This window comes from Paenibacillus barengoltzii G22, assembly GCF_000403375.2.
Classification (GTDB): domain Bacteria; phylum Bacillota; class Bacilli; order Paenibacillales; family Paenibacillaceae; genus Fontibacillus; species Fontibacillus barengoltzii.
The window spans coordinates 748686-774641 of sequence record NZ_KE159652.1 but is presented as its reverse complement, the minus strand read 5'-3'; the positions used below and the strand labels follow the sequence as shown (position 1 = coordinate 774641).

Below are 25956 nucleotides of genomic sequence, written 5' to 3'. Positions count from 1 at the left end.
GCTTCCTCATAACCGGTTGCCAATCGCCCCTTTTTCTCGCTATGATGGGAAGGAATCAAGACCCTGGCGTCTTGACAATATGAACGGACCCGAGGTGAACGCCATGTTGGCGGCAGAACGCAAACAAAAAATTATCGACCTGCTGTATCAGGACAAGCGTGTTCTGGTATCCGAGCTTAGCCGGATGTTCGAAGTGACGGAGGAGACGATCCGCCGTGACCTGGAAAAGCTCGAAAAAGAAGGTATCGCAACCCGCTCCTACGGCGGAGCGATGCTCAATCGGCACACGAACGAAGACTTGCCATATACGACGCGGAACACGCTGAACGTGGAAATCAAGCGAGCCATCGCACTGAAGGCCATCGATTTGGTAAACGACGGCGACACGCTGATGATCGACCCGAGCTCGACTTGCTTTGAATTTTTGAAGACACTGCATTCGAAGAACAACATCACCGTCATTACCAATTCCGTCAGCGTCCTCCACGAATTCGCCAGTTCGAACCTGAACATCATCTCCACCGGCGGTTCGCTGCGCGCCCGTTCCCTGTCGCTGGTTGGTCCTGCCGCCCAGGAAACGGTGCAGAAGTACAACGTTGACACCGCCGTGATCAGCTGCAAGGGCATGACGCCGGACAAAGGCATCTCCGATTCCAATGAGCCGGAATGCGAGCTGAAGAAGCATATGCTTCGCCATGCCGACAAAGTGATTTTGCTGGCTGACCATACGAAGTTTGACAAGAATGCCTTCGTCAAGCTGGCCGATTGGGAGCAGATCGATTATTTAATTACTGACCAGCGCCCTTCGGAAGCTTGGCTGGAGCTGCTGCAAAGCAAGAACATCGAAGTGTTGTACTAGCACACTCGTTTCCTCACTCGGCTTAACCGACCAGCAGGGCGAACACGATGCCTGGGCCATGCACTCCTATCGTGAGATCGTTTTCAATATCCGCCGAGCGGCTGGGGCCGGAGATAAAATGGATGCCCGCAGGCAGGGCTTCACGCCCGGCTGCATCAAACGTCTCCAGCACCTCGCCCAGGCGGGTTTTTAGCCGTTCGGCCGGGACGATGGCGAACAGTGCTGTCGGCAGCAGGCTGACCGAGCGCCCTTTCTCTGCCGCAGACTGAACGACCAGCGAACCGGTGTAGGCGACGGCAGAGTCCGCCGCTACGATGCCGAAGTCCGCTTCTGCGGCCCGGGCGATCCAGGCCTCATCACGGTGCCCGTTCCATACGGACACCTTAGCTCCTTCGGCGGCCAACGCTTCATCAAGCCCAAGCTCCGCGAGTAACGGATCGTCCTGGCGCACGATATAACGGGCGCCAAGCTCTTGCGCCTTGGCCGTGATAAACTCCTTGGCCGCCTTTAAATCGGGGAGTCGGGCAACATGCCCGCCGGCTGCTGTAAAATTGTCTTCAAATCGCGCCAAGCGCTCCTCCAGCCCCCATTCCAGCTCACGCCAATACGTTGGCGCACCTCGAAACGGATGTGCCGGTGCCTCCTGCTGCCGCGGCCGTTTCAACTTCCCGGCTATCCGGTTCATGAACTGCTCCTGCTTTTGCCGCGCTTCCGCTTCCTTCTTTTTTAGCCATGCGTTATATTCGTTATCCATCATAGGTTTGACCTTCTTTCCGTACGAACGCAGGACCAGCATGATCCCCGGCGCTTCTTTGGGTTCGATCCGCTGCTTCACGCCCTTCCACCTTCGCCGCACGCCGGTTTAACGCCGCCTTCATTCGCTCCTGTGCCGCCTGTGCAGTCACGGTTAGGGCAGCGGATGCGCGCAACTCATGCTGAAGCGTATCCCAGCGCTCGCGGAACGGTTGATTAGCCAGGCTTGGGGCAACGCGGTACTTGTTCCACCCCTTGAGCGGACCGATGCGCGCCGGAATTTCCCCGTTGCGTACAACTAGCCGCTGGACAACTCTTCCGGCCTTCAGCGCGCGATGAAATCGTTTGGAGCTCGCCGTCACTGCGGCAAACCCCTTCATCCCCGCCGTCTCCAGCTTGTTGCCATAACCTTGCTCAACCTTGCGGCGACGCAAGTACACCAGCATGTCATGCAGCGGGATTTTGACCGGACACGCCTCATAACAAGCACCGCATAAGCTGGAGGCCGAAGCAATATCGTCCCATTCCGCTACGTTCTTGTTGAGCGCTGGCGTCAACACCGCTCCGATGGGGCCGCTGTACGTTCCGCCATAGGCATGACCGCCGATATGGCGATAGACCGGACAAGCATTCAGGCATGCGCCGCAGCGGATGCAGTTGAGCAGTTCCTGAAACTCCGGATCCCCCAGCTGCTCGGATCGGCCGTTGTCGAGGATGATGATATGCATCTCCTCTGGACCATCTCCATCCGCCGTACGGCGCGGGCCGGTGATACCGGACATGTACACCGTCAGCTTCTGACCGGTGGCCGATCGCGGTAGCAGCGTAGCCATGACCTCCAGGTCACTCCAGGAGGGGATGATGCGCTCCATGCCCATAAACGTAATTTGCGTTTTGGGCACGGTCGACACCATGCGGGCATTGCCTTCATTTTCGAACAGCACAATCGACCCCGTCTCGGCAATGGCGAAGTTACAGCCGGTCATGCCAATGTCCGCAGAGAGAAACTTCTCCCGCAGCTTCCGGCGCACAAACCCGGCAAGCACACTTGTCTCCGGCGGCAGCTCTTCCCCAGCCTCGCGGGACAGCAGTTCGGCAATCTGATGCCGGTTCTTGTGAATCGCCGGGATGATGATATGCGAAGGTGCTTCCCCTGCAAGCTGAATGATATACTCCCCCAGATCGGTCTCCACCGCCTCGATGCCTGCTTCCTCCAGCGCTCGATTGATGTGCAGCTCTTCGCTGACCATCGATTTCGACTTCACGACGGAGCGGGCTGCTTTATGAGCAGCAATCTCCAAAGCGATCTTCACCGCTTCCGCTCCCGTTTCGGCAAAATGGACATGCGCCCCATTCGCCCGGGCTTGTTCGGCAAACCGATTCAAGTAATAATCAAGATGCGCGATCGTATGCAGGCGAATTTGCCGTCCTCGTTCCCGCCATTCCTCCCAGTTGCCATGGTCTTCGGAGGCTTTACGCTTCCCGTCCCGCAACCGTTCGGTTGTAAAGCGCACTGCTTTGCGCAAAAACTCATTGTTGAGCGCCAGCTCTACCCGTTCCTTCACAGTCTTCATGCTCCGCTCACTCCTTCGTACAGCAGTTCAGCCAGATGCATGACTCGTACCGGCTGGCGGCGGTAGCGCAGTTGACCGGCGATATTCATCAGGCAGGCCATATCCAGACCGGTCAGCACCTCAGCGGACGTTTCGAGCACGTGATCTGCTTTTTCCGTCACCATCGCTCCGGAAATATCCGCCATCTTCACCGCAAACGTTCCACCGAACCCGCAGCAATCCTCCGCGAACGGAAGCGGGACAAGCTCCAGACCCTTGACGTTTTGGAGCAGCGCCATCGGCTCCTCCTGAATGCCAAGCAACCGGCTGCCGTGACAGGACGGATGATACGTGACCTTATGCGGAAACACCGCCCCAAGATCGGTTATGCCCAGCATCTGGACGAGGAACTGGGTAAATTCATACGACTTTGCTTTCAGCTCCTCGGCCATTGCCAGCCGCACCGGGTCATGCTCGAACAGCTTCGGGTAGTGATGGATCATCCCGATACACGAGCCGGAAGGTCCGACCACGAAATCGCTGTCCGCAAAAGCCTCCAGCAGCGTAGCCGCCGACCGCCGTGCTTCCTCCCAATACCCGCTGTTAAACGCCGGCTGGCCGCAGCAAGTCTGACCTTGCGGAAATTCCAGGCGGACCCCCACCCGGGCCAACAAACGGGCCATCGCTTCCGCGATTCGCGGGTACACCGCATCGCCGATGCAGGTAGCGAACATGGATACTTTGATGTCCGTCTTCGCCGCTGCCGTTATCGTGTCCGTTTGATTCCTCCGCTCCATCCTCGCACCTCCCATGACTTGATCTCCAACTTAGAAGCAATCTTCACATGTAAAGATTCTGCCTTACCGTACAAAAGCTGCCGGAACACCGCCATCAATCGTCAACATGCATCCAGTCGTTTTCGCCGCCTTGGACGAAGCGAAGAAGGCAACCCCTTCCGCAATATCTCGCGGATAAATATTAACCAGCAGCGTCGTACGCTTGCGGTAATACTCCTCCAATTGATCCGGCTCAATACCATAAGCGGCCGCTCGTTCGTTCCGCCAGTTGGAGTTCCAAATCGCCGAGCCCTGCAAAATCGCATCCGGCAAAATCGTATTCACCCGAATGCCAAGTTCTCCCCCTTCCGCCGCAATACAGCGGGCTAAATGAGCCTCCAACGCCTTGGCGGAGCTGTAGGCCGTAACGTTTTTGCCGGCATATACGGAGTTTTTGGAGCCAATGAACACCATGCTTCCGCCGAGCCCCTGCTCCTTCATCAGCTTGAACGCTTCCCGCGCAACGAGAAAATATCCCGTTCCCAGCACCGACATATTCAGATTCCATTCCTGCAGCGACGTTTCGGTGAACGGGCTGGACGTGGCTAAACCAGCGTTGTTGACGATAATATCAACTCCACCGTAGGTCAAAGCCGTTTCGGCATAAGCCCTTGCAACCTGCTCCTCCTGCGTTACGTCCATTTTCACGGCCAGCGCTCGATTTTCCCCGTATTTGGCGTTGATCTCGGCTGCAACCTTTTGCGCCCCTTCCAGATTGAGGTCCGCCAGCACAACATGAGCCCCTTCTTCCGCCAATCGTCGTGCCGTTTCGCTTCCGATGCCGCCAGCGCCTCCAGTGATAAACGCAACCTTACGCGAAAATTCAGCTTCGGCAGGAGCCAGCGACAATTTGTACAACTCCAGCGGCCAATATTCAACGTTGTAGGATTCGTTTTCGCTAAGCGATACGAACCGGCCAATGGCCGTCGCGCCTTTCATCACCGCGATCGCCCGATGGTATAACGCTCCGCTGAGCTTGGAATTCACCCAACTTTTTCCAGTGTTTAACATCCCGATGCCAGGAATCAAAATTACCCGCGGTGCCGCATCAAACATCACGTCATTCGCCTGCTTGTTGCGTTCGAAATAAGCCTGGTACTGAGCTTTATACTCGGCAATGCCCGCCTGCAGCTTCTCCTTAAGCCCAGCGACATCGGCAGCATCCGGCTTCCAGTTGATAAACAGGGGAACCACTTTGGTGTGCACCAAGTGATCCGGACACGCGGCGCCAACCTGCGACAGCTCGCCTGCATCCCGGCTGCCAACGAATTCTAGCACATCCCCCTCATCGTCAAACGTCACGATGACCGGCTTCTCCCCGCTCGCGAGCCCCCGAACCAGCGGCATGATTTCGGCTGCAATGGCCCGGCGTTGCGCTTCTTCCAACGGCTTCGCAAATTGCCCGCCAAATACGCGGCCTTCTGCGGCTTGAGCAGCGCTTTTTGCTTCAATATACGCTTCCGCCTCATTGATAATGGCTATTGTTTTAGCGTAGCACTCCTCCTGCGTCTCCCCCCAGGTTACCAAACCGTGCTTCTCCATCAGCACCAGCTCCGCATTGGGGTTAGCCAGCACGCCTTCGGCGATCATTTGGGACAACTTGAAGCCCGGACGAATGTAAGGCACCCAGACAAAACGGTTGCCATAGATTTCCCGGGCAATCTCTTGGCCGTTGTCAGCGCAGCACAAGCTGATAATCGCATCCGGATGGGTATGGTCCACATGCTTAAACGGCAAAAACGCATGCAGCAGTGTTTCAATTGATGCCCGTGGATGTTTGGCGTCAATCATGCAATTTGCCAGATAAGCGACCATCTCTTCGTCCGTCATTTCCTCCCGCTCAAACAGCGGACGGATGTCGTCCATGCGCAATCCGGTGAAGTTGCCCGCCTTCATCGTCGCCAGGTCCGAGCCGCTGCCCTTCACCCACATCACCTCAATGTCCCGGCCGCGGAAGTCTTTCTCGATCGTTTTACTCGATGTGTTACCGCCGCCCCAGTTACAAACCCGACGATCTGCACCAAGCAGATTCGATCGGTAAACCAGCTGCTCCAAATCTGAGGATAATACCGATGCTTTAGATGAGTCCCATAAGTTCTGTACCATGATCTCTTGAACTACCTCCATTTTGGTTTGTTTGGTTTTTTCTTTATTTTTGTTTGTTTTAATTTTAAACCATTTGGGTTGTTTTGGGTATAGCGCTTTCACAAAATATTGCTTTAGCACTCTGTCCCCCTCACTTGACCTCGCTTGACCTCTCTTACCCCTCTCTTCTGCCCCTTTTGCACCATTATCCCTCTCGCTCAGGTGGTGGTCTGGAGCTCAGGAGGCACAATTCAGAGAAAGGATCTGCATTTTTTGTTGCTTCGTGAAACGAGAAATGGAGAATCGGTAATGGGAATGGAAACAGGGGGCGGGGAACGGCAACGGACAACGGACTGCGGCAGAGCGGGTAACAGAGAACAGAGAATAAAGAATCGAAACAGAAACAGAAACAGAAACAGAAACAGAAACAGAAACAGTATCAGAATCTGAACAGAACAGAGCATAACAAAGCAGAGCAGATACAAAGCACAAACAGAATCAAGCAAAACAGAAGCAGAGACAGTATCGGAATCGGAAGCAGAAGCAGGAACAGAGGTAAGAACAGAGGTAAGAACAGGAAACGCCGTATGGGGAACGCCACCCTGTATTGCACCTGAACCTGACTAAGCGGGATAATCCTTAAAAAGACCGGCAACGAGCACCTTATCTCCACCTCCTCCATCAAGAAAGAACTGGTCCCATAAGCAACTGATGTGCTATAAGGATCAGTTCTTCTTTCAACTTACTGACTAAACGGGATAATCCTTAAAAAGACCAGCAACGAGCACCTCACCCCCACCCTCCTCCATCAAAAAATGGATCGGCTACACTTAGTTGGACAATAAAAATAAGGGCTTGTAGAATAGACCTATCATGTTAAGGAGCGGATCTCAACAATGCCTAAACAACCACGACGCACGTTTACAACCGAGTTCAAAAAGCAAATGGTGCAGCTCTATGAAAACGGGAAATCCCGCGCAGCGATTGTGGAGGAATATGACCTCACTGCGTCTGCTTTAGACCGCTGGATCAAGCAAGCCCAGACCACAGGCTCCTTCAAGGAGAAGGACAATCGCTCTTTCGAAGAAAATGAACTCATCACTTTACGTAAAGAGATTCAACGACTTAAGATGGAGAACGATATTTTAAAGCAAGCCGCGCTGATCATGGGACGAAAGTAGCTATCATCCAGAACAACCGTGATAAATACTCGGTATCAGCAATGTGCGACGTCCTACAAATTGCAAAGAGTACGTTCTACTATGAAGCAAAGGAACGAGCGAAGGAAGATGAACTAACAGAAACGATTGTGGAGATCTTCCACAAGAACCGCAAAGCCTACGGCACGCGCAAGATTAAAGCCAAGCTAAAGGAACAAGGAATAGTTGTATCTAGACGTCGCATTGGCCGCATTATGAAGGAGCAGGGGTTGGTCTCCACCTACACGATCGCTCAGTATAAGCCCCACAAAGCGGCCTCCAATGAAGCAAAGACGGCAAATGTGCTGGCTCGTGAGTTTGAGCAGACAGAAGCAAAGCGCTTCGTCGTTAGCGATCTAACGTATGTAAAGGTTCAAAACAAGTGGCATTACATTTGTGTGCTGATCGACTTGTTCAATCGAGAAATCATCGGGCATAGTGCGGGCCCAAACAAGGATGCGGCTCTGATTTCCCGTGCCTTCTCTACCGTACAAGGTGATCTGCGTCAAATCCAGTGGTTTCATACGGACCGCGGTAGTGAGTTTAAAAACGAAAAGATGGACGAGCTATTGGAGACCTTTAAAATCGGTCGATCTCTCAGCATGAAAGGCTGTCCCTATGACAATGCCGTGGCTGAAGCTACCTATAAAATTATGAAAACGGAGTTCATTAACCAGATGAGCTTCCACAGCCTTCTTCATCTAGAGGTGGAACTGTACGATTACATCAACTGGTTCAACAAGCATCGGATTCACGGAACACTGGGATACCTGACACCTGTTCAGTATCGTCAAGAAGCCCTTAATAAAGTTGTCTGATTTACTGTTGACAATCCAAAAAGAACTGATCCCATAAGCAACTGATGTGCTATAAGGATCAGTTCTTCCTTTAACTTATTTTGCTTTTGCAGCCCACTTGGCTCCGCCCCGCAGCAGCTTTGCCACTTCGGGATGCTGGAACGAAGGCAGATGATGCCCCGGCATCAGGAATACCACTTTGCCAAGTCCGTATGAATGCGCCCAAGCCGCCGGCCAATCCTGGCCCTCATGGCGGTACGTGAGCAGCACCTTTTTGGCACAGAACGGATCGAATTCGAAGCGGTAAGGCTCCTCCGCCAACGTAAACGGTTGGATTCCCTCCACAACCGGATGACTGGCGCCGCCAGAGTCAACTGCCACCCCAAACTCCAGCTCCGTGTAAGGCGGATGCTCTATAAATTTAGCGCCGATCAACTGGGCCAGTTCCGGGCGCACCTGCAGCGAGATTCCGTTGTGCACGACAAGCAGCCCGCCGCCATTCGCCACATAAGTGAGCAGTCCCGCTGCCTGCTCCGCGCTCACCGCCTCCTCCCAGCGGTCGGTGTAGGAGATGAAGAGGTCGTAGTTCTCCAAGGCACCTGAGGCTAACTGATCGTAGTCCAAGCTGGTCGTCAGCTCGAAATCGTCCTGCAGTATCTGCCGTAACTGTTCCTGTACTGCGTCCAACGGATGATACGGCGCATCCGCGTTATTCCCGATCACCAAGGCTTGCTTCCGCACATGACTCATCTTCCGTCTCCCCCTCTCTTTTTACCAAGCATAAGCTTGAGGTGCTGCACCGCCTGGGCCTGGGAAAATTTCATCCAATCGCTTCATCACCGCTTCATCCAGCTTGATCTCGACCACACGGAGCGTATCTTGGAACTGCTCCAACGTACGCGGTCCGATAATCGGTGCAGTCATCGCCGGATGCGCCAGTGTCCAAGCTAATGCCACGTTCGCCTCGCTTTCACCCAGCTCCCGGCAAAGTGCCGAAAACGCCTCAAGCTGCGTACGGAATTTCTCGTAGCGGTTGTCATTCGCTGTGCGCGAACCCGCCAGCTTCTTCGCCGCGTTGCCGCCCAGCAATCCGCCATCAAGCGGGCTCCAGGCTACGACGCCAATCCCGAGATGCTCCGCCGCCGGCAGCACCTCCAGCTCCGGTAAACGGCAAAGCAAATTATACTTGTGCTGCTCCGAGACGAGGCCAAGCATATGGCGGTTCTTCGCCTCATATTGCGCCTTCACCAAGTCCCAACCGGCAAAGTTGCTGGACCCGACATAACCGATTTTTCCTTGGACAATCGCAATCTGGAACGCTTCCCACAGCTCATCCCAGGACACATTACGGTCAATATGGTGCATTTGGTACAGCTCGATATGATCGGTTTGCAACCGGCGCAGCGAGCCTTCCAGATGCCGGCGGATTTTGTAGGACGACAACCCTGCCGGACTATTCGGACCGTCCAATGGATCACTCATATCACCATGTACCTTTGTTGCCAGCACGACTTTTTCCCGGCGTCCGCCCCCTTGGGCAAACCAGCGGCCAATGATTTCTTCGGTTTTACCGGCGTTTTTGCCCCATCCATAAATGTTCGCGGTATCGAAAAAATTCACTCCCGCGTCCAGCGCCGCATCCATGATCCGGAACGCTTCCTTCTCATCGGTGTTCACGCCGAAATTCATCGTGCCCAGACACAGCTTGCTTACCTTTAAACCGGAACGTCCCAAGTACGTATACTCCATTGCTCATTCCTCCATTTTTATCTATTAATTTCACTAATGAAAAAATAAGGCTCTCAACCTACCACGGTAACACCTGGCCATCTACATCGAGGAATACGGGCTTCTCCAGAGGTCTGTCTTCCCGTTCCATCGCCTCGCGGATGATGCCCCACAGTTTGCTAGCGGATTGCTCCGGTGTGAGGGTCGCCGCGGAATCCTTCTCGCCGCGCATAAACGTCTGCACCCAACCGGGATGCAACACCAGCACTTGTCCGCCTTGCGTTTTGATGCCGTTATGTACGACGTTCGAGTGCATATTCACCGCCGTCTTCGACATCGTATAAGCGAACCAGCTGTCTCTGTAGCACTGGCCAACGCTGCCCGCTTCCGAGGAGATATTGGCGATCGTACGGCCGTTGCTGTTCAGGATCAGCTCGATCAAGGCATTCGTCATACGCAGGCTACCCAGCGCATTCACGTTATACACCTGCAGCATTTCTTCAAAGTTCAGTTCGCCAAGCACCGTCGTTTCGATATCGCCCAGAATCGCCGCATTATTGATCAGCAAATCGAGCGAATCCGTATGCTCCTTCACTTTGGCTGCAGCAGCCTGTACGCTGGCATCATTGCCCACGTCCAAATCCACAAGAATAAACCGATCACCGTACGTTGCAGCCAGCTCCGACAACGCCTGTTCCTTCGGGTTAAATCTCCCGGCAAAAACCTGGTGTCCTTCCTCAAGCAGCTGGCGCACCAATGCCAAACCGATACCGTGATCGGCCCCGGTCACCAATGCCGTATACCTTATTGCCGTCCACTCCTCTCCTTCGAAGCTTGCCTGTTCATGTTCATCTGACAGGGCCGCAATCTCTTTTATTGTAAACGCTTTTATTCGACGATAAAAGAGGGCATACCTTGCGGCAGCCCCCCAGATCCGTGTTTGAGCTTTATGGTGTGACGACCCCCTTTTTCAGAATGAGATTGGCATATAACGCTCTCTCCCCGGTGGAGACGATCGCATACGCCTGTTTGGCCCGCTCGTAAAAAGCAAACCGCTCAACCTCTTCAAACGGCTGGTCCGCTGGATGATAGCGGCTTACAATTCTGCGATAGTCGTCCCAGATTGGTGTTTCCACTGGGTCGCCGGGCATCACCGCCATCAATGCTACCGGATGGTCCACGTAGCTGTCGAGCGGGAACAAGGGCAGGATCGCTTCCAGCAAATCGGGAATGCCATGACCGTCACAACGAATCAATCGCTGGGCATGGCTCGCAGCTGGAAAATTGCCGTCGGCAAGCACGATCTCGTCCGAATGCCCCATCTCCATTAAAACCTTCAGCAGTTCCGGCGAAATCAAGCTGGATATGCCCTTTAGCATGGGATCGACCTCCCTAATCGTTCGAATCGCTCATAGGCGGCAGCCCAGAGAGCGCTGCGTTTCTCGTTCTCCGGCCTGGTCGCTTGCTCCGGCTCATACACCTGTATCGGGAATGAAGCCTTCACCATTTCCAGGCCTTCTTGCAGGTCATGCAGCCAGCCGCCGGTCCGCAGCTGAACCAGCAGATTGCCGATGGCGCTGGCCTCCACCGGTCCCGCCCATACCGAGCGGCCAATTGCCTCCGCGGTTAAGCGGCAGAGCAGCTCGTTCTGAGTGCCGCCGCCCACCATATGCAGCCCGGCAAATCGAGAGCCGGTCAGCTCTTCGGCCTGCTCCAGCACCTGGCGGTAGCGGAGCGCCAGGCTTTCGAGGATGCAGCGGGCGAAGGCGCCGGGCGAATCCGGTACCGGCTGGCCGGTATCCCGGCAATACGCCCGGATCTCCTCCGGCATATCGGCCGGATTCATAAACCGCAGATCATCCGGATCGATCAAGCTGCGCAGCGGCTCGGCCTGTTCCGCCAATTCCGCCAACTCGCCGTAAGTATAGGCTTCGCCAGCCTGCTCCCATTTGCGTTTACATTCCTGGAGGAGCCACAGGCCCATGATGTTTTTGAGCAAATGGTACGTGCCGTCTACGCCGCCTTCGTTGGAGAATTGGCGCTCCAGCACCGCCGGCGTCAGCAAAGGCTTCGCCATCTGCGTCCCCAGCAGCGACCAGGTGCCGCTGACCAGATAGGCGAACGCCGGTGTATCCGCCGGCACCGCCGCCGCAGCGGACTCCGTGTCGTGCGAAGCGACGGCCACGACCTTGATCGGCGGCACATCAAGCTCAGCGCACACCTCCGCCGTCAGCTCCCCGATCACGGTTCCTGGGGGAACCGGATCGGAGAAGATTCCGCTTGGGATGCCCAGCTCATCCATCAACGCAGCGTTCCACGCGCCCCGCCCCGGGTCGAACAGCCCGGTCGTGGTCGCCATCGTAAATTCACAAACCCGCTGGCCGGTCAGGAAATAGCTCAGCAGATCCGGCGTGAGCAGCAGCGTTTCGGCCAGACCAAGCTTGGGGGAGCCGGCTTTTTTCATGGCATATAGCTGATATAACGTATTAAAGGGCATAAACTGCAATCCGCTTTCGCGGAACAAACGCTCTGCCCCAACAAGGGCAGACACTTCCTCCACCAATCCTTCCGTTTGACGATCCCGATAATGATACGGGATGCCCAGCAGCTCGCCGTTTCGATCCAACAGACCAAAATCAACGCCCCAGGTGTCGATGGCGCAGCTTTCGGGACGATACCCGCCCTGGAACGCTTTGCGAATGCTGGTTTTGATCTCCCGCAGCAGCATCGGTGTATCCCAATGCAGGTGCCCGCCAATCTGAACCGGAACGTTCGGGAAACGGTGGATTTCGGTGATGTGCAGCTTCCGAACGCCAGGCGTGACAGCGGCGGCACCGGTGGTGTCATCCGGGCTTTCGGTACGGATCTCGCCGATGAAAGCCCGACCGCTGCTTGCGCCCAAATCAAACGCAAGGACGCAAGGGATGCGTTGTGGTTCCGATGACATGCGTGTTCACCGTCCGATCACTTCATTTTTTGAAGCAGTGCAATCCGGTAGTCTTCACTTTCGAGGGCGGCGATGTCTGCGACCTCCTGATCCGTTAGCGGGACAGGGGTTCCCGCCGCTTTGGCGCTTAAGTAAATTTTCGCGCTCTCCTCCACAACCTGGGTCCGGTAGAAGGCCTCCCGCAAATTTCGGCCCGTCGTCACCAGCCCGTGGTTCCCCAGCAAAATCGAGCTCGCTTCATTCACCTTCTCGGCGACTGCATTCGCCAGCAATTCCGTCGTTGGGATCAAATAAGGGATAAATGCCGTTCGGCCGACCAATGCGGCCTGGTCCGGGAACATAATTGGCAGCTCCCGCTCAATCAACGTAAACGCGATACAATGGGCTGGGTGCGTATGCACCATTGCTCCCATGTCAGGCTTTTGGCGGTAGCCGTAAAGATGCATCAGCACCTCAGACGACGGGCGCAGGCCGATATCGGTCACCTCTCCGGTTGGGATATCCACCTCGATCCACTGCTCCGGCTCGATCTCCTCCAGCGCGAAGCCGCTGGGCGACAAGTACATTTTGTCGCCAGCCCGGGCGCTGATGTTGCCGCCCGGCCCTACGACCAGCCCGCTGTCGACGATTTTGCGGGCGTATTTGCACAGTTCTAGGCGCGTTTCCATGTTTTGCATGGCGTTGTTCTCCTTTTTTTATGAGGCTTGGTTGTCGAGTCACAGCTTATTTGTATAACGGCCCAAACGCAGCGCAAGCCCGGAAGTCGGCGCTCTCCGCATCCTCGGTACCGAACAGGCCCCAAGCCCGCGGGCGGAACACCTTCTCCTTCGGTACGTTGTGCATGCTGACCGGAATGCGCAAAATCGAGGCCAGCGTAATCAAGTCGGCGCCGATATGGCCGTAGCTGATGACCCCGTGGTTTGCGCCCCAATGATCCATCACGTCATAAACGCTGGTAAACGCGCCGCTGCCGGTCAGATTCGGAGCAAACCACGTTGAAGGCCACGTCGGGTCGGTCCGCTTGTCGAGCGTATCATGCACATGCTCCGGCAGGTCCACCGAGTAGCCCTCGGCGATTTGCAGCACGGGGCCAAGCCCTTTGACCAGGTTGAGCCGGGTCATCGTCATCGGCATGCCGCCGCGGGTCAAGTAGTCGGTGGAGAACCCGCCGCCCCGGAAATATTCCAGCGAAGCCGGACGGAACTGCGTGGCCTGCAGCATGCGCGCGACCTCTTCCTCGCTGATCTCCCAGAACGGCTTGATGACGGGATCGCCGTCTTTCAGCTGCTCGCCGGTGCCGTCAAGCGCCGCCGAACCGGAGTTGATCAGATGCAGGATGCCTCCTGCTGCCCGGCCCTCCAGCTTGTAGCCAGTCACCCGCTCCACGGATGCCGGGCTCCAGTACGTCCGCACATCGGCAAAAATTTGCGCCGTATTCGTCAGCAAATAGCCAAACAACATGCCAACGCCGTTGAGGCTGTCATTTTCCGTAGCCACAATATAAGGCGCACGCGTCCCGTTCCAGTCAAACGACGAGTTGAGGATCGTCTCCATAAAATCGCCGTTCGGGAAATGATCCGTCCACTGGCGCTGTCCCTGGAAGCCGGAGGCGATCGCGTGATGGCCTTGCGCTTCCTCCTCGTAGCCCAATTCCGCTAGGCGCGGGTTGCCGATCATCAGGTCGCGCGTGATCAGCGTCATTTTGACCACCGTCTCCCATTCCAGGTCTTTCCGCTCCCGCGAAGTCTGCAGATGGGCCGGGTTATTGTCCGGACCTTCTTGGCAGTTCTGCTTCACCCAAGCCAGCGCCGCCTGGTATTCTTCGGGATCGTATATCCCTTCCTCCATCCGCCGCGTGAACTCGGTCATGTCGATATACTCGTTGCGCATCCCCAGATACTCTTGGAAAAAGGTATCGTTCACCATCGAACCGGCAATCCCCATCGACACCGAGCCCATCGACAAATACGCTCGATCACGCATCATCGCGGCTGCCAGCCCGCTCCGGGCAAAACGCAGCAGCTTCTCCTGCACGTCCGCCGGAATACGGTCATCGCCTTCATCCTGCACATCCTCGCCGTAGATGCCAAAGGCCGGAAGCCCTTTTTGCGCATGTGCGGATAACACGGCGGCCAAATATACCGCTCCCGGTCGGCCGGTGCCGTTAAAGCCCCACACCGCCTTCGGAATCTGCGGATCGGTATCCATCGTTTCCGTGCCGTAGCACCAGCACGGCGTTACAGTGATGGACACTCCGACTTCCGCCGCCTTGAATTTCTTCGCTGCCGCCGCCGCTTCAGCGACGCCGCCGATGCAGGTATCAGCGATCACGCATTCGACCGGTTGTCCGTTCGGATAACGGAGCTCCGCCTCTAACAGCCGAGCTACCGCTTTGGCCAAGTTCATCGTTTGCTCCTCCAGGGATTCGCGTACCCCTCTTCGTCTGCCGTCAATCGTTGGACGAATGCCGATCTTCGGGAACCCGTCCCGCCATCTGTAACCGTTTTCAACCATAGCCAACCTGCCTCCTTGGACAATGAATTATAGTCCCATTCTATCGTTCGCTCCGCCCGTTCGAGAACCTACTATATTGCCATCTTCCTCGCACAACATCGCAAAAAAGTGAACCCTCCCGCACCTCCGCATCCGCCTATTCCTAGGAAATCCTCCCATCGTGCCTCACATCCGTTATAATGGAGCTATCCAATGTTCGGGAGGAACTGATTGTGCCGAAAATCGAAATTCCTTATCGCAAAAGCGACCGTTTTCGTTTCAAAAAAACGCCCGAATTACTCTACGCCGGCCAGGTCGTCGACGAGCGCCGCTTCTACGCGCCGCCGCAGATCCACGACTATTGCGAGATCCTGTATATCGTCGAAGGCCGCGGGGAATTCCGCATCGGCGGCACCATCTATGAAGTGCATCCCGGGGATGTCGCTGTCTATAATGCCGGCGTCCCGCATGAAGAGCGTTCGATCAGCACCGAACCGTTTAAGGTCATTTATTGCGGTGTCGGCAACGTGCATATTGACGGCGTGCCGCCGGGGCAGCTGCTGCCCGCCTCCGTCGACCCGGTCATTCCGTGCGAGAAATACGCCTACAAAGTGGAGAGTTACCTGTCGGAGATGCTTCAGGAATGCGACTCCCAAGTGCTCGGATACGAGACGCTCAGCAATAATCTGCTGATGTCGCTGATCACGCTGCTGTACCGGATCGTGGATGTGAAGCATCCGTTTGATCCGCTGAAGGACAAGAACGAAATTACGGTCCGCACCAAGCAATTTATCGATAAGAACTACACCCGCAGCATCACGCTTAAAGAGATCGCCGATACCCTCTACGTCAGTCAGCACTATTTATCCCATCTCTTTAAAAAAGAACTCGGCGATTCCCCCGTCAACTACCTCATTAACCGCCGGATTGAAGAGGCCAAGCGCCTGCTCCGGGAAACCAATGCGCCGATTCACGAAGTCGCCGCCCGGGTCGGTTACGGGAACGACAAATACTTCTCGATGCTGTTCAAGAAGGTGACCGGCCAATCGCCCAGCACTTTCCGGGAAATGAACTAAGCCTTGCAGCGATAGGCTGCAAGGCTTTTATTTTGCCAATTTCAAGGCGTAACCTCCAGTTTGAATTCCATATGTGAGACAGCCTCTGGCGCCCCCGGGCGATAGGGATAAATAATTTCCACGCAGCCATCCCGTTCCCGGATGATCGGCTCTGGAGCCGCAGCTTCCACACGCAGCGCCAATCCGGGAAAAGACCAACTCGTGGGAGTCACGCCTGTTGCGGTCACCGCAGGGCCGCACACCTCAAAATAGACGTCCAGCGGTCTGTCCTGCTCCAAGATCACCGAGGCGGTCAATTTACCCGGCGACGCTTCTGCTTCCACATAATAGCCGCGCAGATGGGTGTTCCAGCTGCCCTCCGGCTCCCGGCGGATTAACCGCAACGCGTAGCGGCCTCCATCCTCACTCTGCCAATGGATCGTTGCCGGATGCAGCTGACCGTTCGTATTGCGGCTGCCTGAACATGCGCCGATCATCAGGTTCCGCCCCAGCCATGCAGTGGCCGTACACACGAAGCGGTTCTTACCGGGCTGATCCCGTTCGCACAGCTCGCGATATTGCCGAGTCACCCTCCGCTCCTCCGGCTCGCCAAGCAGCTTGGGCTTAACTGGCTCCGGTACATCCACGCCAACCAGCGCGATTATCGGATCATGCCCCGTCTCACAATTCACCCCGGCCAGATGCTTGAATCGTTCGCCAAACGCGAGATACAAGAACACGCCCAGCGAGCTGTGGGCCGTCATTTCCATCTCGTAGGCGCGGGCATAGGGGCCAGCCATATTTTCCAAGCCCGGGTGATAAAATAACGCAATCGTCTCCCACAACGCCTGCTCAATCGTATGTCCTATCGTTTTGAACCGATCGGTTCGGGCATATTTGCGGATTAGACCAAGCACGGTGAGGTCAACACCGTAATAGGTGGTCGAATTAAACTCTGCGAGCGTGCCAAATTCATGAAATTCTTCGAGGAATCGCTCTGCCTCACCGTCGGCATGACGAATCCACGCTTCATTGCCATAACGATACCCGTAATAATGGGTGATAAACAGATGCATCAGCTCGATGTTCGTATTCATCGGCACCGCATCCGACAGCCTGCGATCGATGGAGCCGGTGACAGCTTTGACCATCGCATCATCCATGCGCTGAACCAACTCCCGGGGGAGTCTGGGCTCAAAATGCTCCAAAATCACAGCGAACGCGCAGGCGATAAACTCCCGCCAATTCGGGTCATAGCTTCGCCAGACCGGGGGAATGACTCGATCCGCCGCCCTCGCCAAGGCATCCTCTGCTTCCTTCCTGCTGACGTTTATTTTCCCGTTGCCTGCCGCACCAAGCTCCTCGGCCAGATGACCGGAGATCTTCTCCAACAGGCTTGTAACGTAGTATGCGAAGCCCGGTCCGAAACGTTTCCACGGATAACCGCCCCGGGGAGGATCTGCCGCTTGCGGTGCAGTTTTAAACGTGCCGTGAAAGATTTCGTCCGGCGCATCAAGTTGCAGGTTCAGCACCTCATTCAACACAGCGCAAGCCCGCTCCGTATCCCCTTCGCCGTTCCGGATTAACAATCCGACGGCATAATGCGCACTGCCGCGAGTTGAATGCCACTCGCTCCGCCCGTCCTCCGCATTTCGCAGCAGGTGTTTGGCCTCGTCATAATGACGGTCCATTTCCTCCATCGCCTGCTTCACCAAAAACACCTGCTCCGGTGTCATGTGCTCCAGCATGCTGCCCGCCATCTTTTCATCGTCCTTCCTTGGCAAATCCGAGTGCCTTCAGCTGCATCACTTCCACTGCGGCCAACATCATTATGCCGATGCCGTGATTGTCGTTCCGAACCGTCCGCAGATCCTCCATATAATAATCCGGAGAGAAGGAATACCGGGAACCGCTGCAGACGCCATGGACGTTGCCCTGGCGGTCAATCGCCTGCGCGGTCAGCCCTCTCCAGCCTTTAAGCGCCGCCTCTGCATAAGGCCCCTCACGATCAAGCCAGCCGAAGCGAACGCCGCGGGAAAAGGCATATACAAACATTGCAGTACAGGATGCCTCCAAATAAGCGTCCGGCCGATTTAGAACCTGGTGCCATAACCCGGAATCGGATTGAAGTGCGGCAATGCCTTGACTTAATTCACGAAACATCGCCAGCAGCTCCTCCCGATCCTCATGCGTTTCGGGCAGCTGCTCCAGCAGTTCGCTTAACGAAAACAGCACCCACCCATTCCCCCGTCCCCAAGGGATTCGGGTTGGTTGGCTGTATTTAAAGTCATAAACATGGGACATAATCTGCTGATCTGTCATATACAGATAGCGCTTAAAGCGTAAAAACTGCTTCGCCGCTTCATCGATAGCATCAGCTTCCCCCGTCACCATCGAATAACGGACGAGAAACGGGGCGCTCATATATAAATCGTCCGCCCACATCGTATCGGCCGAATATTCGCCTTCACAACGCCGGTAAAAGGCTCCGTCCTCCCGCCGCTCTAACCGATGCAGCATAAAATCGGCGATCGTGTCCGCAATCTGGCGGAACTCAGCCTGCTCCGCTCCATCTAAATAAGCTTCCAGCATCGCGGATCCGAAGGAGCCGCAATTGTCCAGCATCCGCATGAGCACCAGCTGATGGTTGATCCCCGGAAAACCGTATTCCTCCCGGTCCCAAAGCGAGTATTCATACATTTCCGTACAGGTGGAAATATGGGAGAGGGCATAGCGCCGGATGTCTGGGCGATTTAATGCCTTCGCCGTGCGGAGTAAGCCATACATCGTCACGCCCAGCGGGTAATCCCAGCGCCCGAAATTGGTGGCTCCTTCTGTTGTCCACTTGTTGCTTAGCATGGCATTTTCGTAAAAAGGCCGCACGCGCATCTCCGGAGCATCCACCTCCCAGTAAATCGGGCCTCCCAAACCGTCAAACGGCCTCTTGAGCGTGCGGACCTCTTGCGGCTTCAGCATCCTTTCCGCCGGAAAGGGGCCGAGGTACAACCACGGGCTGGGATTGCCATGAACCTTCACCGGATCAGTGAAAGCCAGCGGCTTCCCCCCGGCTTCCGCCGCCAGTTCGAAGCCCCAGCGTTCCTTCGCGCTTTCCGTTCGCACCACGATCTGCCGAACTCCCGGCTGTACCTTTACTTGAATATGGAACGGTCCACCGCCCGTAACGGTGGTTGCCAGCGTATCATCCACCCAGATCTGCGTCGTTCCCCAAACGGTTCCGCTCAGTTCAATCTGATCGGCCGAGGCTGGGATACGCACCGAGCTCCACGCATAAGCCGCTGCAGACTGGGCCAGATTTCCGTAGATTCGTTCCAGATTTGGTACGGAATGCTCCTGTTTCGCATCTGGCCATTGGGTTGCTGGCAACCATCTCAACCCGGTTGCAGCTTCGGGTTCTTGCCAATTCGGAAAAGCTTGGCCTAGGTCGCTTCCACCAAAGCAGGCCGTCTTTACCGGCTCCGAGAACACCCAGCCGGCGCTCCCCTGCCGGTCGGCAAACGGGGCCAGAACTTGCAGAATCCGCACCTTCGCTTCATCGGCACCGAATCGGCAGCCGAAGCCGGAGCGGGTATTGCGCGCCTCAATCAGCAGTGTGTTCCAGCCGGGGGTGAATGCAAGCGGTACCTTGATCCGAGCCTTAGGGTCGAGTTCGTCGACTACTGTAGAACGGTATTCCAGTTTCTCGTTCACGAACAGACGTATCGGCCCCAGCGGCTCCAAGAGACCGTCGATCTCCCGCTCCCCATCGCTCCAGACCAGCCCGAATGCATAGGCGTAATCCCCATCCTCCGCCTGTGGAAGTTTGGAAGCCAATTCCATGTCATACAGGCCTTCCGCCGTCTGCAAAATCCCTGCCTTGGAGAAGGTGCGCAGCGCAAACGGGATCGGCGGATTCGCCCCGATATACCTTGCGGCGATCACTTCCAATATCCGTTCGTCTTCCTCACCGAAGCCATAATAGGAACTCTCCCGATCCTCCATATATTCGCCCAAGTTGATGTCTCCTTCCCTTCTATACCTGGCTATGTCCTTAATTAGGGTGAAAGCTTGAGTTCAAACGTCCGGTCATAAGGTGTCAGCAGATTCACGACGAGCGCCCGGCAATTGACGGGGATCGCGGTATTGTTTAACCCTGCAGCTTGATGTTCCATCACGCCCCCATGCAGCTCAATCCAATCCTCGCCGGAGGAGAAGCGGACCTTCCCCTGCTTCCAGAACCACATCCCGTTCTCCGCCTGTTCCACCATCTCTTCGCCCGACATCTCGCTTTCTTGGCCAAAGAGGAACGTAAGCTGCGTTAAAATCGGTTCTTCACGGGCGCATTGAACACGAAGGCTCCACCCCTCTGCGGTCTCCAAGACCTCGACCTCGACCCGATGCTGCTGCTCATGGGTCACTTCCCGCCGATGATGGGGCAGCAAATACCAGGGGCTCACCGGCCCTCGAGCCGTTTCAGGCAAGAGCTCCTTCGCGACAGGAGCATAGTATCCCTTTCGCTCCGTTGCAGATAGACGGTAGCCAGACCTTGACCTTAGTCCCAGCCCGCGCTCCTGCATACCCAGCACCTCTCCCTGGCCCTGCGCTTCCCTCTGCTCTTGCGCCTCCTCCGGCGCCTGCTTCAACACCTCCAACCGCTCCAGCTTCACGTACCCTGGCGCGAACGCAGATGCCAGCTGCACCGCCAGCAGCCGCACGCTGCCGTGTCGTAAGGCAAAGAAGGAATTCGCTTCCGTCATCACGGTGGCACTTGTCTTCCCATGCCGATGCCGGGCAATTGGTGCGCCAAAATCGGGATGCAGCTTGCTGTGATATATTCGCCCGTGGTGTCCGGCCGCCTCCATCCCGCTTAAGTATCGCTCACGCGGAAAGCTGCCGTTGAGCACGACCCGATAGTCTTCCGGCAAACGGACAGGCGGAACCGCCGGCTGGCGCAGCTCAGGATAACGAAGCAATCCCAGAAGCGCATGGTTCGGCAAGCCGCTCGGATGCCTCAACGAACGGCCGGCCAGTTCGGCGATGGCCTCAAACAGCGGGTCTTTGTCGCGGTTCGCCAGCCATTTGGCGGCAAGGAAATACCCGCTCATATCAAACGGATAGCCATAATCTTGGCGTCCAGAATAATCCGTGACCACCTCTCCGTCCGGGTGGATCAAATACGCCATCATCCGCAGGTTGCGGCGAACCGGTTCAAGCAGTGCAGGAAGCCCCAATTGCTCGGCGGCAAAGATCATCACAATGTCACTGACCGCGTTATAGATTCCGTTGCTGCGCTCCGTCCACTCGCCGTCTTCCGTGCAGTCGATCCCTTCCGCAAGCCATGCTTCCGCCCGCTCCTTCAGCTCCGGCCGACCAGTCAGCTTGTACATGAACCCAAGCGCCGAGCACAATACCCAGCGATGATTGGGTGTATGACAACCGCCCGTCAATAGCACCGGCAGCGTCCGCTCCAGGAAGAGCCGAATTTCCTCTGCCGCTTTCCGAACCGGGGCATATTCGACCGTATGAGCATCGAGGAGCTCATAGACCTGGGCAAGCCCGCTTACCACAAAAGCGGTATCAGGCGGCGAATGCAAATTGGTCCAGGGCGGCGTGATTGAGCCGTCGGCATGCTGCGACCGCAGCATAAACTGGGCTGCCAGTTCCAAGCGCTTCAGCAATGTCTCGCTGTGATAAAACCGGGAATCCTCGTTCACCAGAGCGCATGCCCAGATGGCCATATCCTTCGGCGTTCCGCCGTGGCTCGGCCAAGCGATTCCGTTTGCCGGGTCGATGACTCCGCCATAAAAGCGATTTTCCGGATCAAGAACCTGCAGCTCCATCGCCGCTTGCGCGAACTCATCGTTCATAGCCACCAGCTTGTCGTAGATTTCCTTTTCCAACCCGCCTCTCCCCCTCCGTGTAGTCACAGCATCAAAAAATAAACCGCTCCGTTATCCCTTCACTGCGCCAAGCATCACGCCGCTGACGAAATAACGCTGCAACCACGGGTATACAAGCAGGATCGGAATTGTCGCGAACATCACGCTCGCTGACTTCAAGCCTTCCGAAACGAGCTTCGTCATTGCACCAGCGCCTTCCGCTGCCAAGAGATCGGAAATCATGTTATTTTGGATCATCTGATACAGCTTTAATTGCAGCGGATACAGCTCCGGGCTGTTAATATACATCAACGTGTCCTGAAATCCGTTCCAACGTCCGACCGCATAGAACAAGCTGAGGGTTGCGATCACCGGCAGCGACAGCGGCAGGATAATATGGATCAAGGTGCGAAAATGACTGCTGCCATCGATCTCCGCCGACTCCTCCAGCCCCTCCGGAATGTTGTTAAAGAAAGTGATCAGGATGATCAAGTAAAATGGATTAACGAGTCCTGGAAGCACCAGAGCCCAGATCGAATCCAACAGGTTCAAGCTGCGAACCAAAATATACTCCGGGATGATCCCTCCGCTGAAGAACATCGTGATCACGACGACCGTCATAAACAATTTGCGGCCTCTCAGCTTTCGCTTGGACAACGGGTAGCCGGCAGCGATCGTCATCAACATGCACAGCAGCGTATACAACACCGTCAACAGCACCGTAAATCCCAAAGATCGAATCATTGATGGATCCTTGAACACTTGTTTATAAGAATCAAACGTCAATTCTACCGGAAGCAAGCTGACCTTCCCGGACAGAATCGGCCCTGCTGAGCTTAAAGATACGGCGAGAATATGAACAAATGGAGCAAGACATAGCAACGTGGCGACAGCAATCACGACAAAATTGACAACATCGAACACACGGTTAGCGGTTTGTTCCTTCACGTCCGTCCGCTCCTTTCCTCAACGTGCATACCACCTAAACCTCCCTATACTTCCTATATGATTCCTTCATCGGTAAGCTTCTTGGAAATATGGTTGGCCGACAGCACCATCACCAGCCCAACAACGGCCTGGAACAAGCCAACGACCGTGGCGATCGTGTACTGACCGGATTGCAGCCCGACGCGATAAACGAACGTACTCAGCACATCGGAATACTCGCGTACGGCTAGGTTGCCAATCACATATGGCCGATCAAAGCCAATCGTAATTAAGTGGCCCAAATTAATGATCAGCAGCATCACGATGGTGGATTTTAATCCGGGGAGGGTAATATGCCAGATTCGTTTTAATCTACCGGCTCCATCAATGCTGGCCGCCTCGAACAACTCTTTGTTGATGCCTGTGAGCGCCGCCAAATAGATGATCGTCCCCCAGCCTGCACTTTGCCACATGCCGATGAGCAAATATGTGACCAGCCAAATATTTTTCTCGGTGAGAAAAGGAACCGCCTCAAAGCCCATCGAGGTGATCACATTGTTGATCAACCCGGACTGCGTCCCGAACACCTGCGCGGCAATCCCGCCGATGATCACCCAAGAGATAAAATGCGGGATGTAGAGAATCGTTTGCGACAGCTTCTTAAACCATTGAACCCGCATTTCGTAAAGCAGGATGGCCAGAATGAGCGGGGCCGGAAAGGAGACGAGTAAATCCAAGAAATTCAGCATCAGCGTATTGCGAAGCGTGAGATAGAAGTCCCGCATCCCAAACACTTCCCGGAACGCCTCAACCCCAATCCATTTACTGCCCCCAATCCCTTGAAAGAAGTTAAAATCCTTAAAGGCAATCTGAATCCCGTACATCGGGCCGTATCGGAATATCACAAAATAAGCGAGCGGTAAGGCAAGCAATGCATATAACTGCCAATATCTGCGGATATAAACTTTCCAGCTCACAGCGGTCCCCTCCTGATGCGTTAGTCAACTGCGAAGAGGGAGTAAAACAACCCCACTCCCCGCAGTTAACCTAACTCGATTTATTTGGATTTCATTTCTTTGTAGACAGCTGTGCGCTCGTCAAGGATCGCTTGGCCTCCGCTGGCCATATAGTCCTTCATCATCGATTCGTATACGCTTTCGAATTGCTCCGGCTTAGCCATCGTCACCTTGACGAGCATCTCGTGGAACTTCTCCTGCAACGTGGTTCCGTACTTCGTCTGCGCTTCAATTGGTTTACTCATCACGACGGGCTTAATCAGATCCGTATTCGCGATCTCCTGAGCCTCGGCAACATCCTGTTGATATCTTGGTGGGAATTGCATCGCCCGGGCTTTCAGGTTTAATTCATCGCTGCCCAGCTGCTTGCCGTTGGAGATAATCGCCATATCGCCGCTGTTAAACAGGCGGCTTAAGGCTTCTTCCGTTGGGTTCTCTACAGCAACCGGTACGCCGTCGACCATGGTATAGTTCTCGCCTTCGACGCCGTTTTGCATATGGAACAGGTGGTCATCGGAAGCCATCCACTCTAGGTATTTGATCGCTTCCACCGCACGTTCGCTGGATTTCGGAACCATAATGTACATGCCGTTCGGGTTGTACATCGGTTTGGCATGTTTGCCCTCAGAATTGGTGAAGACGTCGACCGATTTGAGAATCGCGCCGGGAACATTTTCCTGGAGAGTGGCGTAAGGGCCGTTTTCATAGAATGGATTCACATCGTCCTCGCTGAAAAAGCCAACTTTCCCCGAGGATACGTCCTCGCCTAGTTTTTTCTTGTCTGTATCCAGCGCGAAGTCCTTGCTGATCAAGCCTTCATTGTAAAGCTTATTCATAAATTGCAGGCCGTTCTTAAAGCCTGGCAGCAGCGTCGGATAATCATTGGAGCCTAGGGTTTGGGTCAAGGTGTAGGTTTGTTCTTCGGTTAACGGTTCGATGAAAGACCAGAGGAGAGGTTCATATTGCGCGTTGGCTACGGTCATGGCCATTGGGATAACTTGGCCGCCCGTTTCTCCAGGATCCTTCTCCTTAAAAGCCTTCAGCACATTGTATAGCTCCTCTGTGGTTTGCGGAACAGGCAGTCCCAGCTTATCGAGCCAATCCTGGCGGATGAAGGAAGCATATTTGCCCAGCTGCGTCCGTTTGGCCGGAACTGCATATTGCGTGCCTTCATATCGGCCGTATTGCAAAATTTCTTCGCCGAGGAAAGCCGTTAAGTTCGGGGCATATTGTTCAAGAAGCGGAGCCAGATCGGTCAAGCCGCCCTGAGAAGCATAACGGTTAAACGTGTTGGTGTCATAGGTGAACACAATGTCCGGTACGTCGCTGCCGCTCGCCATCAAGACGTTCAGCTTCTCGACCTCTTCGGAACGGGGAATCGGTACAAATTCGACATCGATGTTATTCGGGTCACCGAAGCTCTCCTGAACAAATCTCGTCAAGTAGTTGTCGGTAATTGTGGCTCCGGCCGGAGAATTCCCGCGATCGAACACCTCAACCTTCAGTGTGACCCGTTTGCTGCTGGATTCGCCCGATTGTGCTGAACCACTGGGATCATTGGATTTCGAATTCGACGAAGACGAACAGGCTGTAAACAACAAGGAAGTAATCAAAATAATCGTAGTGATAGCTAATCCTGATCTTTTTTTGTTCCTCATCTTTCTTCATCCCCTTCTTCTCGAATAGTTGTATCCTCTGATCGGAAGACGTAAGACGTGAATTCGTGAATTGGCGGATTCACACTTTTTTCACTGCGGCTGACGCCCCCCGTCCAGATTGACCCAAGTATGCCATGGCTCGCGAAGGGGCAGCAATAAACTAGTTTCAGGCGG

20 protein-coding genes are annotated in these 25956 nt (G+C 55.2%); 3 read left to right on the top strand and 17 right to left on the bottom strand.

Translation table 11 applies throughout. The features are described from left to right. Positions 1-103 precede the first annotated feature (103 nt). Positions 104-859, top strand: a complete 756-nt coding sequence (locus tag C812_RS03645) for a DeoR/GlpR family DNA-binding transcription regulator (RefSeq protein ID WP_016311335.1) — start codon at positions 104-106, stop codon at positions 857-859. A gap of 22 nt (positions 860-881) precedes the next feature. On the opposite strand, the gene C812_RS03640 is transcribed toward C812_RS03645, so the two are convergent. From C812_RS03640 to C812_RS03625, 4 genes are all read right to left on the bottom strand, one after another. Then, positions 882-1613 carry a LutC/YkgG family protein gene (locus C812_RS03640; protein ID WP_036624617.1) on the bottom strand — a complete coding sequence of 244 codons (732 nt, stop codon included), beginning with the start codon at positions 1611-1613 and terminating at the stop codon, positions 882-884. Further along, on the bottom strand, positions 1606-3186 hold the full coding sequence (locus C812_RS03635; protein ID WP_016311333.1) for a LutB/LldF family L-lactate oxidation iron-sulfur protein: 1581 nt from the start codon (positions 3184-3186) through the stop codon (positions 1606-1608). The genes C812_RS03640 and C812_RS03635 overlap by 8 nt, the downstream gene beginning before the upstream one ends. Further along, positions 3183-3911, bottom strand: a complete 729-nt coding sequence (locus tag C812_RS03630; protein ID WP_036624613.1) for a (Fe-S)-binding protein — start codon at positions 3909-3911, stop codon at positions 3183-3185. The genes C812_RS03635 and C812_RS03630 overlap by 4 nt, the downstream gene beginning before the upstream one ends. Positions 3912-4025: 114 nt before the next feature. After that, a complete protein-coding gene (locus tag C812_RS03625; protein ID WP_036624611.1) occupies positions 4026-6107 on the bottom strand; it encodes a bifunctional rhamnulose-1-phosphate aldolase/short-chain dehydrogenase in 2082 nt (693 codons plus the stop codon). Between the two features lie 875 nt (positions 6108-6982). Here C812_RS03625 and C812_RS03615 point away from each other — a divergent pair. After that, a protein-coding gene (locus tag C812_RS03615; RefSeq protein ID WP_157274695.1) for an IS3 family transposase occupies positions 6983-8103 on the top strand; the annotation gives its coding sequence in 2 pieces (ribosomal slippage) (positions 6983-7232 and positions 7232-8103; 1122 coding nt in all). Positions 8104-8178: 75 nt separating this feature from the next. On the opposite strand, the gene C812_RS03610 is transcribed toward C812_RS03615, so the two are convergent. From C812_RS03610 to C812_RS03580, 7 genes are all read right to left on the bottom strand, one after another. Next, the gene (locus C812_RS03610; protein ID WP_016311328.1) at positions 8179-8832 is read right to left on the bottom strand and encodes a ThuA domain-containing protein; all 654 of its coding nucleotides are present in this window, start codon (positions 8830-8832) and stop codon (positions 8179-8181) included. Between the two features lie 21 nt (positions 8833-8853). Then, positions 8854-9831: an aldo/keto reductase gene (locus C812_RS03605; RefSeq protein WP_016311327.1), complete on the bottom strand. Its 978-nt coding sequence runs from the start codon at positions 9829-9831 to the stop codon at positions 8854-8856. Between the two features lie 58 nt (positions 9832-9889). Continuing rightward, positions 9890-10600 carry an SDR family NAD(P)-dependent oxidoreductase gene (locus tag C812_RS03600; protein WP_244268270.1) on the bottom strand — a complete coding sequence of 237 codons (711 nt, stop codon included), beginning with the start codon at positions 10598-10600 and terminating at the stop codon, positions 9890-9892. A gap of 157 nt (positions 10601-10757) precedes the next feature. Continuing rightward, a complete protein-coding gene (fucU, locus tag C812_RS03595; protein ID WP_016311325.1) occupies positions 10758-11189 on the bottom strand; it encodes an L-fucose mutarotase in 432 nt (143 codons plus the stop codon). Further along, the gene (locus tag C812_RS03590) at positions 11183-12757 is read right to left on the bottom strand and encodes a rhamnulokinase (RefSeq protein WP_016311324.1); all 1575 of its coding nucleotides are present in this window, start codon (positions 12755-12757) and stop codon (positions 11183-11185) included. Before C812_RS03590 ends, fucU begins: the two co-directional genes overlap by 7 nt. Before the next feature lie 17 nt (positions 12758-12774). After that, on the bottom strand, positions 12775-13434 hold the full coding sequence (locus tag C812_RS03585; protein ID WP_016311323.1) for a class II aldolase/adducin family protein: 660 nt from the start codon (positions 13432-13434) through the stop codon (positions 12775-12777). A 46-nt stretch (positions 13435-13480) separates the two neighbouring features. After that, a complete protein-coding gene (locus C812_RS03580; protein WP_016311322.1) occupies positions 13481-15271 on the bottom strand; it encodes an L-fucose isomerase in 1791 nt (596 codons plus the stop codon). Between the two features lie 212 nt (positions 15272-15483). On the opposite strand from C812_RS03580, the gene C812_RS03575 reads away from it, so the two are divergent. Further along, positions 15484-16326, top strand: a complete 843-nt coding sequence (locus C812_RS03575; RefSeq protein ID WP_016311321.1) for an AraC family transcriptional regulator — start codon at positions 15484-15486, stop codon at positions 16324-16326. A 41-nt stretch (positions 16327-16367) separates the two neighbouring features. On the opposite strand, the gene C812_RS03570 is transcribed toward C812_RS03575, so the two are convergent. From C812_RS03570 to C812_RS03545, 6 genes are all read right to left on the bottom strand, one after another. Beyond that, the gene (locus C812_RS03570) at positions 16368-18065 is read right to left on the bottom strand and encodes a hypothetical protein (RefSeq protein WP_016311320.1); all 1698 of its coding nucleotides are present in this window, start codon (positions 18063-18065) and stop codon (positions 16368-16370) included. A gap of 4 nt (positions 18066-18069) precedes the next feature. Continuing rightward, the gene (locus C812_RS03565) at positions 18070-20316 is read right to left on the bottom strand and encodes a glycoside hydrolase family 88/105 protein (protein WP_016311319.1); all 2247 of its coding nucleotides are present in this window, start codon (positions 20314-20316) and stop codon (positions 18070-18072) included. A 41-nt stretch (positions 20317-20357) separates the two neighbouring features. Next, positions 20358-22202 carry a polysaccharide deacetylase family protein gene (locus C812_RS03560; RefSeq protein ID WP_016311318.1) on the bottom strand — a complete coding sequence of 615 codons (1845 nt, stop codon included), beginning with the start codon at positions 22200-22202 and terminating at the stop codon, positions 20358-20360. A 51-nt stretch (positions 22203-22253) separates the two neighbouring features. After that, the gene (locus tag C812_RS03555) at positions 22254-23129 is read right to left on the bottom strand and encodes a carbohydrate ABC transporter permease (RefSeq protein WP_016311317.1); all 876 of its coding nucleotides are present in this window, start codon (positions 23127-23129) and stop codon (positions 22254-22256) included. Positions 23130-23182: 53 nt separating this feature from the next. Further along, on the bottom strand, positions 23183-24085 hold the full coding sequence (locus C812_RS03550) for an ABC transporter permease (protein ID WP_016311316.1): 903 nt from the start codon (positions 24083-24085) through the stop codon (positions 23183-23185). 80 nt (positions 24086-24165) lie between these two features. After that, a complete protein-coding gene (locus C812_RS03545; protein WP_016311315.1) occupies positions 24166-25782 on the bottom strand; it encodes an extracellular solute-binding protein in 1617 nt (538 codons plus the stop codon). Positions 25783-25956: the final 174 nt, after the last annotated feature.

Coding starts and splice junctions, on each gene's coding strand:
- C812_RS03645 (WP_016311335.1), top strand. CDS start 104: ATGTTGGCGGCAGAACGCAAACAAAAAATTATCGACCTGCTGTATCAG.
- C812_RS03640 (WP_036624617.1), bottom strand. CDS start 1,613: ATGGATAACGAATATAACGCATGGCTAAAAAAGAAGGAAGCGGAAGCG.
- C812_RS03635 (WP_016311333.1), bottom strand. CDS start 3,186: ATGAAGACTGTGAAGGAACGGGTAGAGCTGGCGCTCAACAATGAGTTT.
- C812_RS03625 (WP_036624611.1), bottom strand. CDS start 6,107: ATGGTACAGAACTTATGGGACTCATCTAAAGCATCGGTATTATCCTCA.
- C812_RS03610 (WP_016311328.1), bottom strand. CDS start 8,832: ATGAGTCATGTGCGGAAGCAAGCCTTGGTGATCGGGAATAACGCGGAT.
- C812_RS03605 (WP_016311327.1), bottom strand. CDS start 9,831: ATGGAGTATACGTACTTGGGACGTTCCGGTTTAAAGGTAAGCAAGCTG.
- fucU (WP_016311325.1), bottom strand. CDS start 11,189: ATGCTAAAGGGCATATCCAGCTTGATTTCGCCGGAACTGCTGAAGGTT.
- C812_RS03590 (WP_016311324.1), bottom strand. CDS start 12,757: ATGTCATCGGAACCACAACGCATCCCTTGCGTCCTTGCGTTTGATTTG.
- C812_RS03585 (WP_016311323.1), bottom strand. CDS start 13,434: ATGCAAAACATGGAAACGCGCCTAGAACTGTGCAAATACGCCCGCAAA.
- C812_RS03580 (WP_016311322.1), bottom strand. CDS start 15,271: ATGGTTGAAAACGGTTACAGATGGCGGGACGGGTTCCCGAAGATCGGC.
- C812_RS03570 (WP_016311320.1), bottom strand. CDS start 18,065: ATGGCGGGCAGCATGCTGGAGCACATGACACCGGAGCAGGTGTTTTTG.
- C812_RS03545 (WP_016311315.1), bottom strand. CDS start 25,782: ATGAGGAACAAAAAAAGATCAGGATTAGCTATCACTACGATTATTTTG.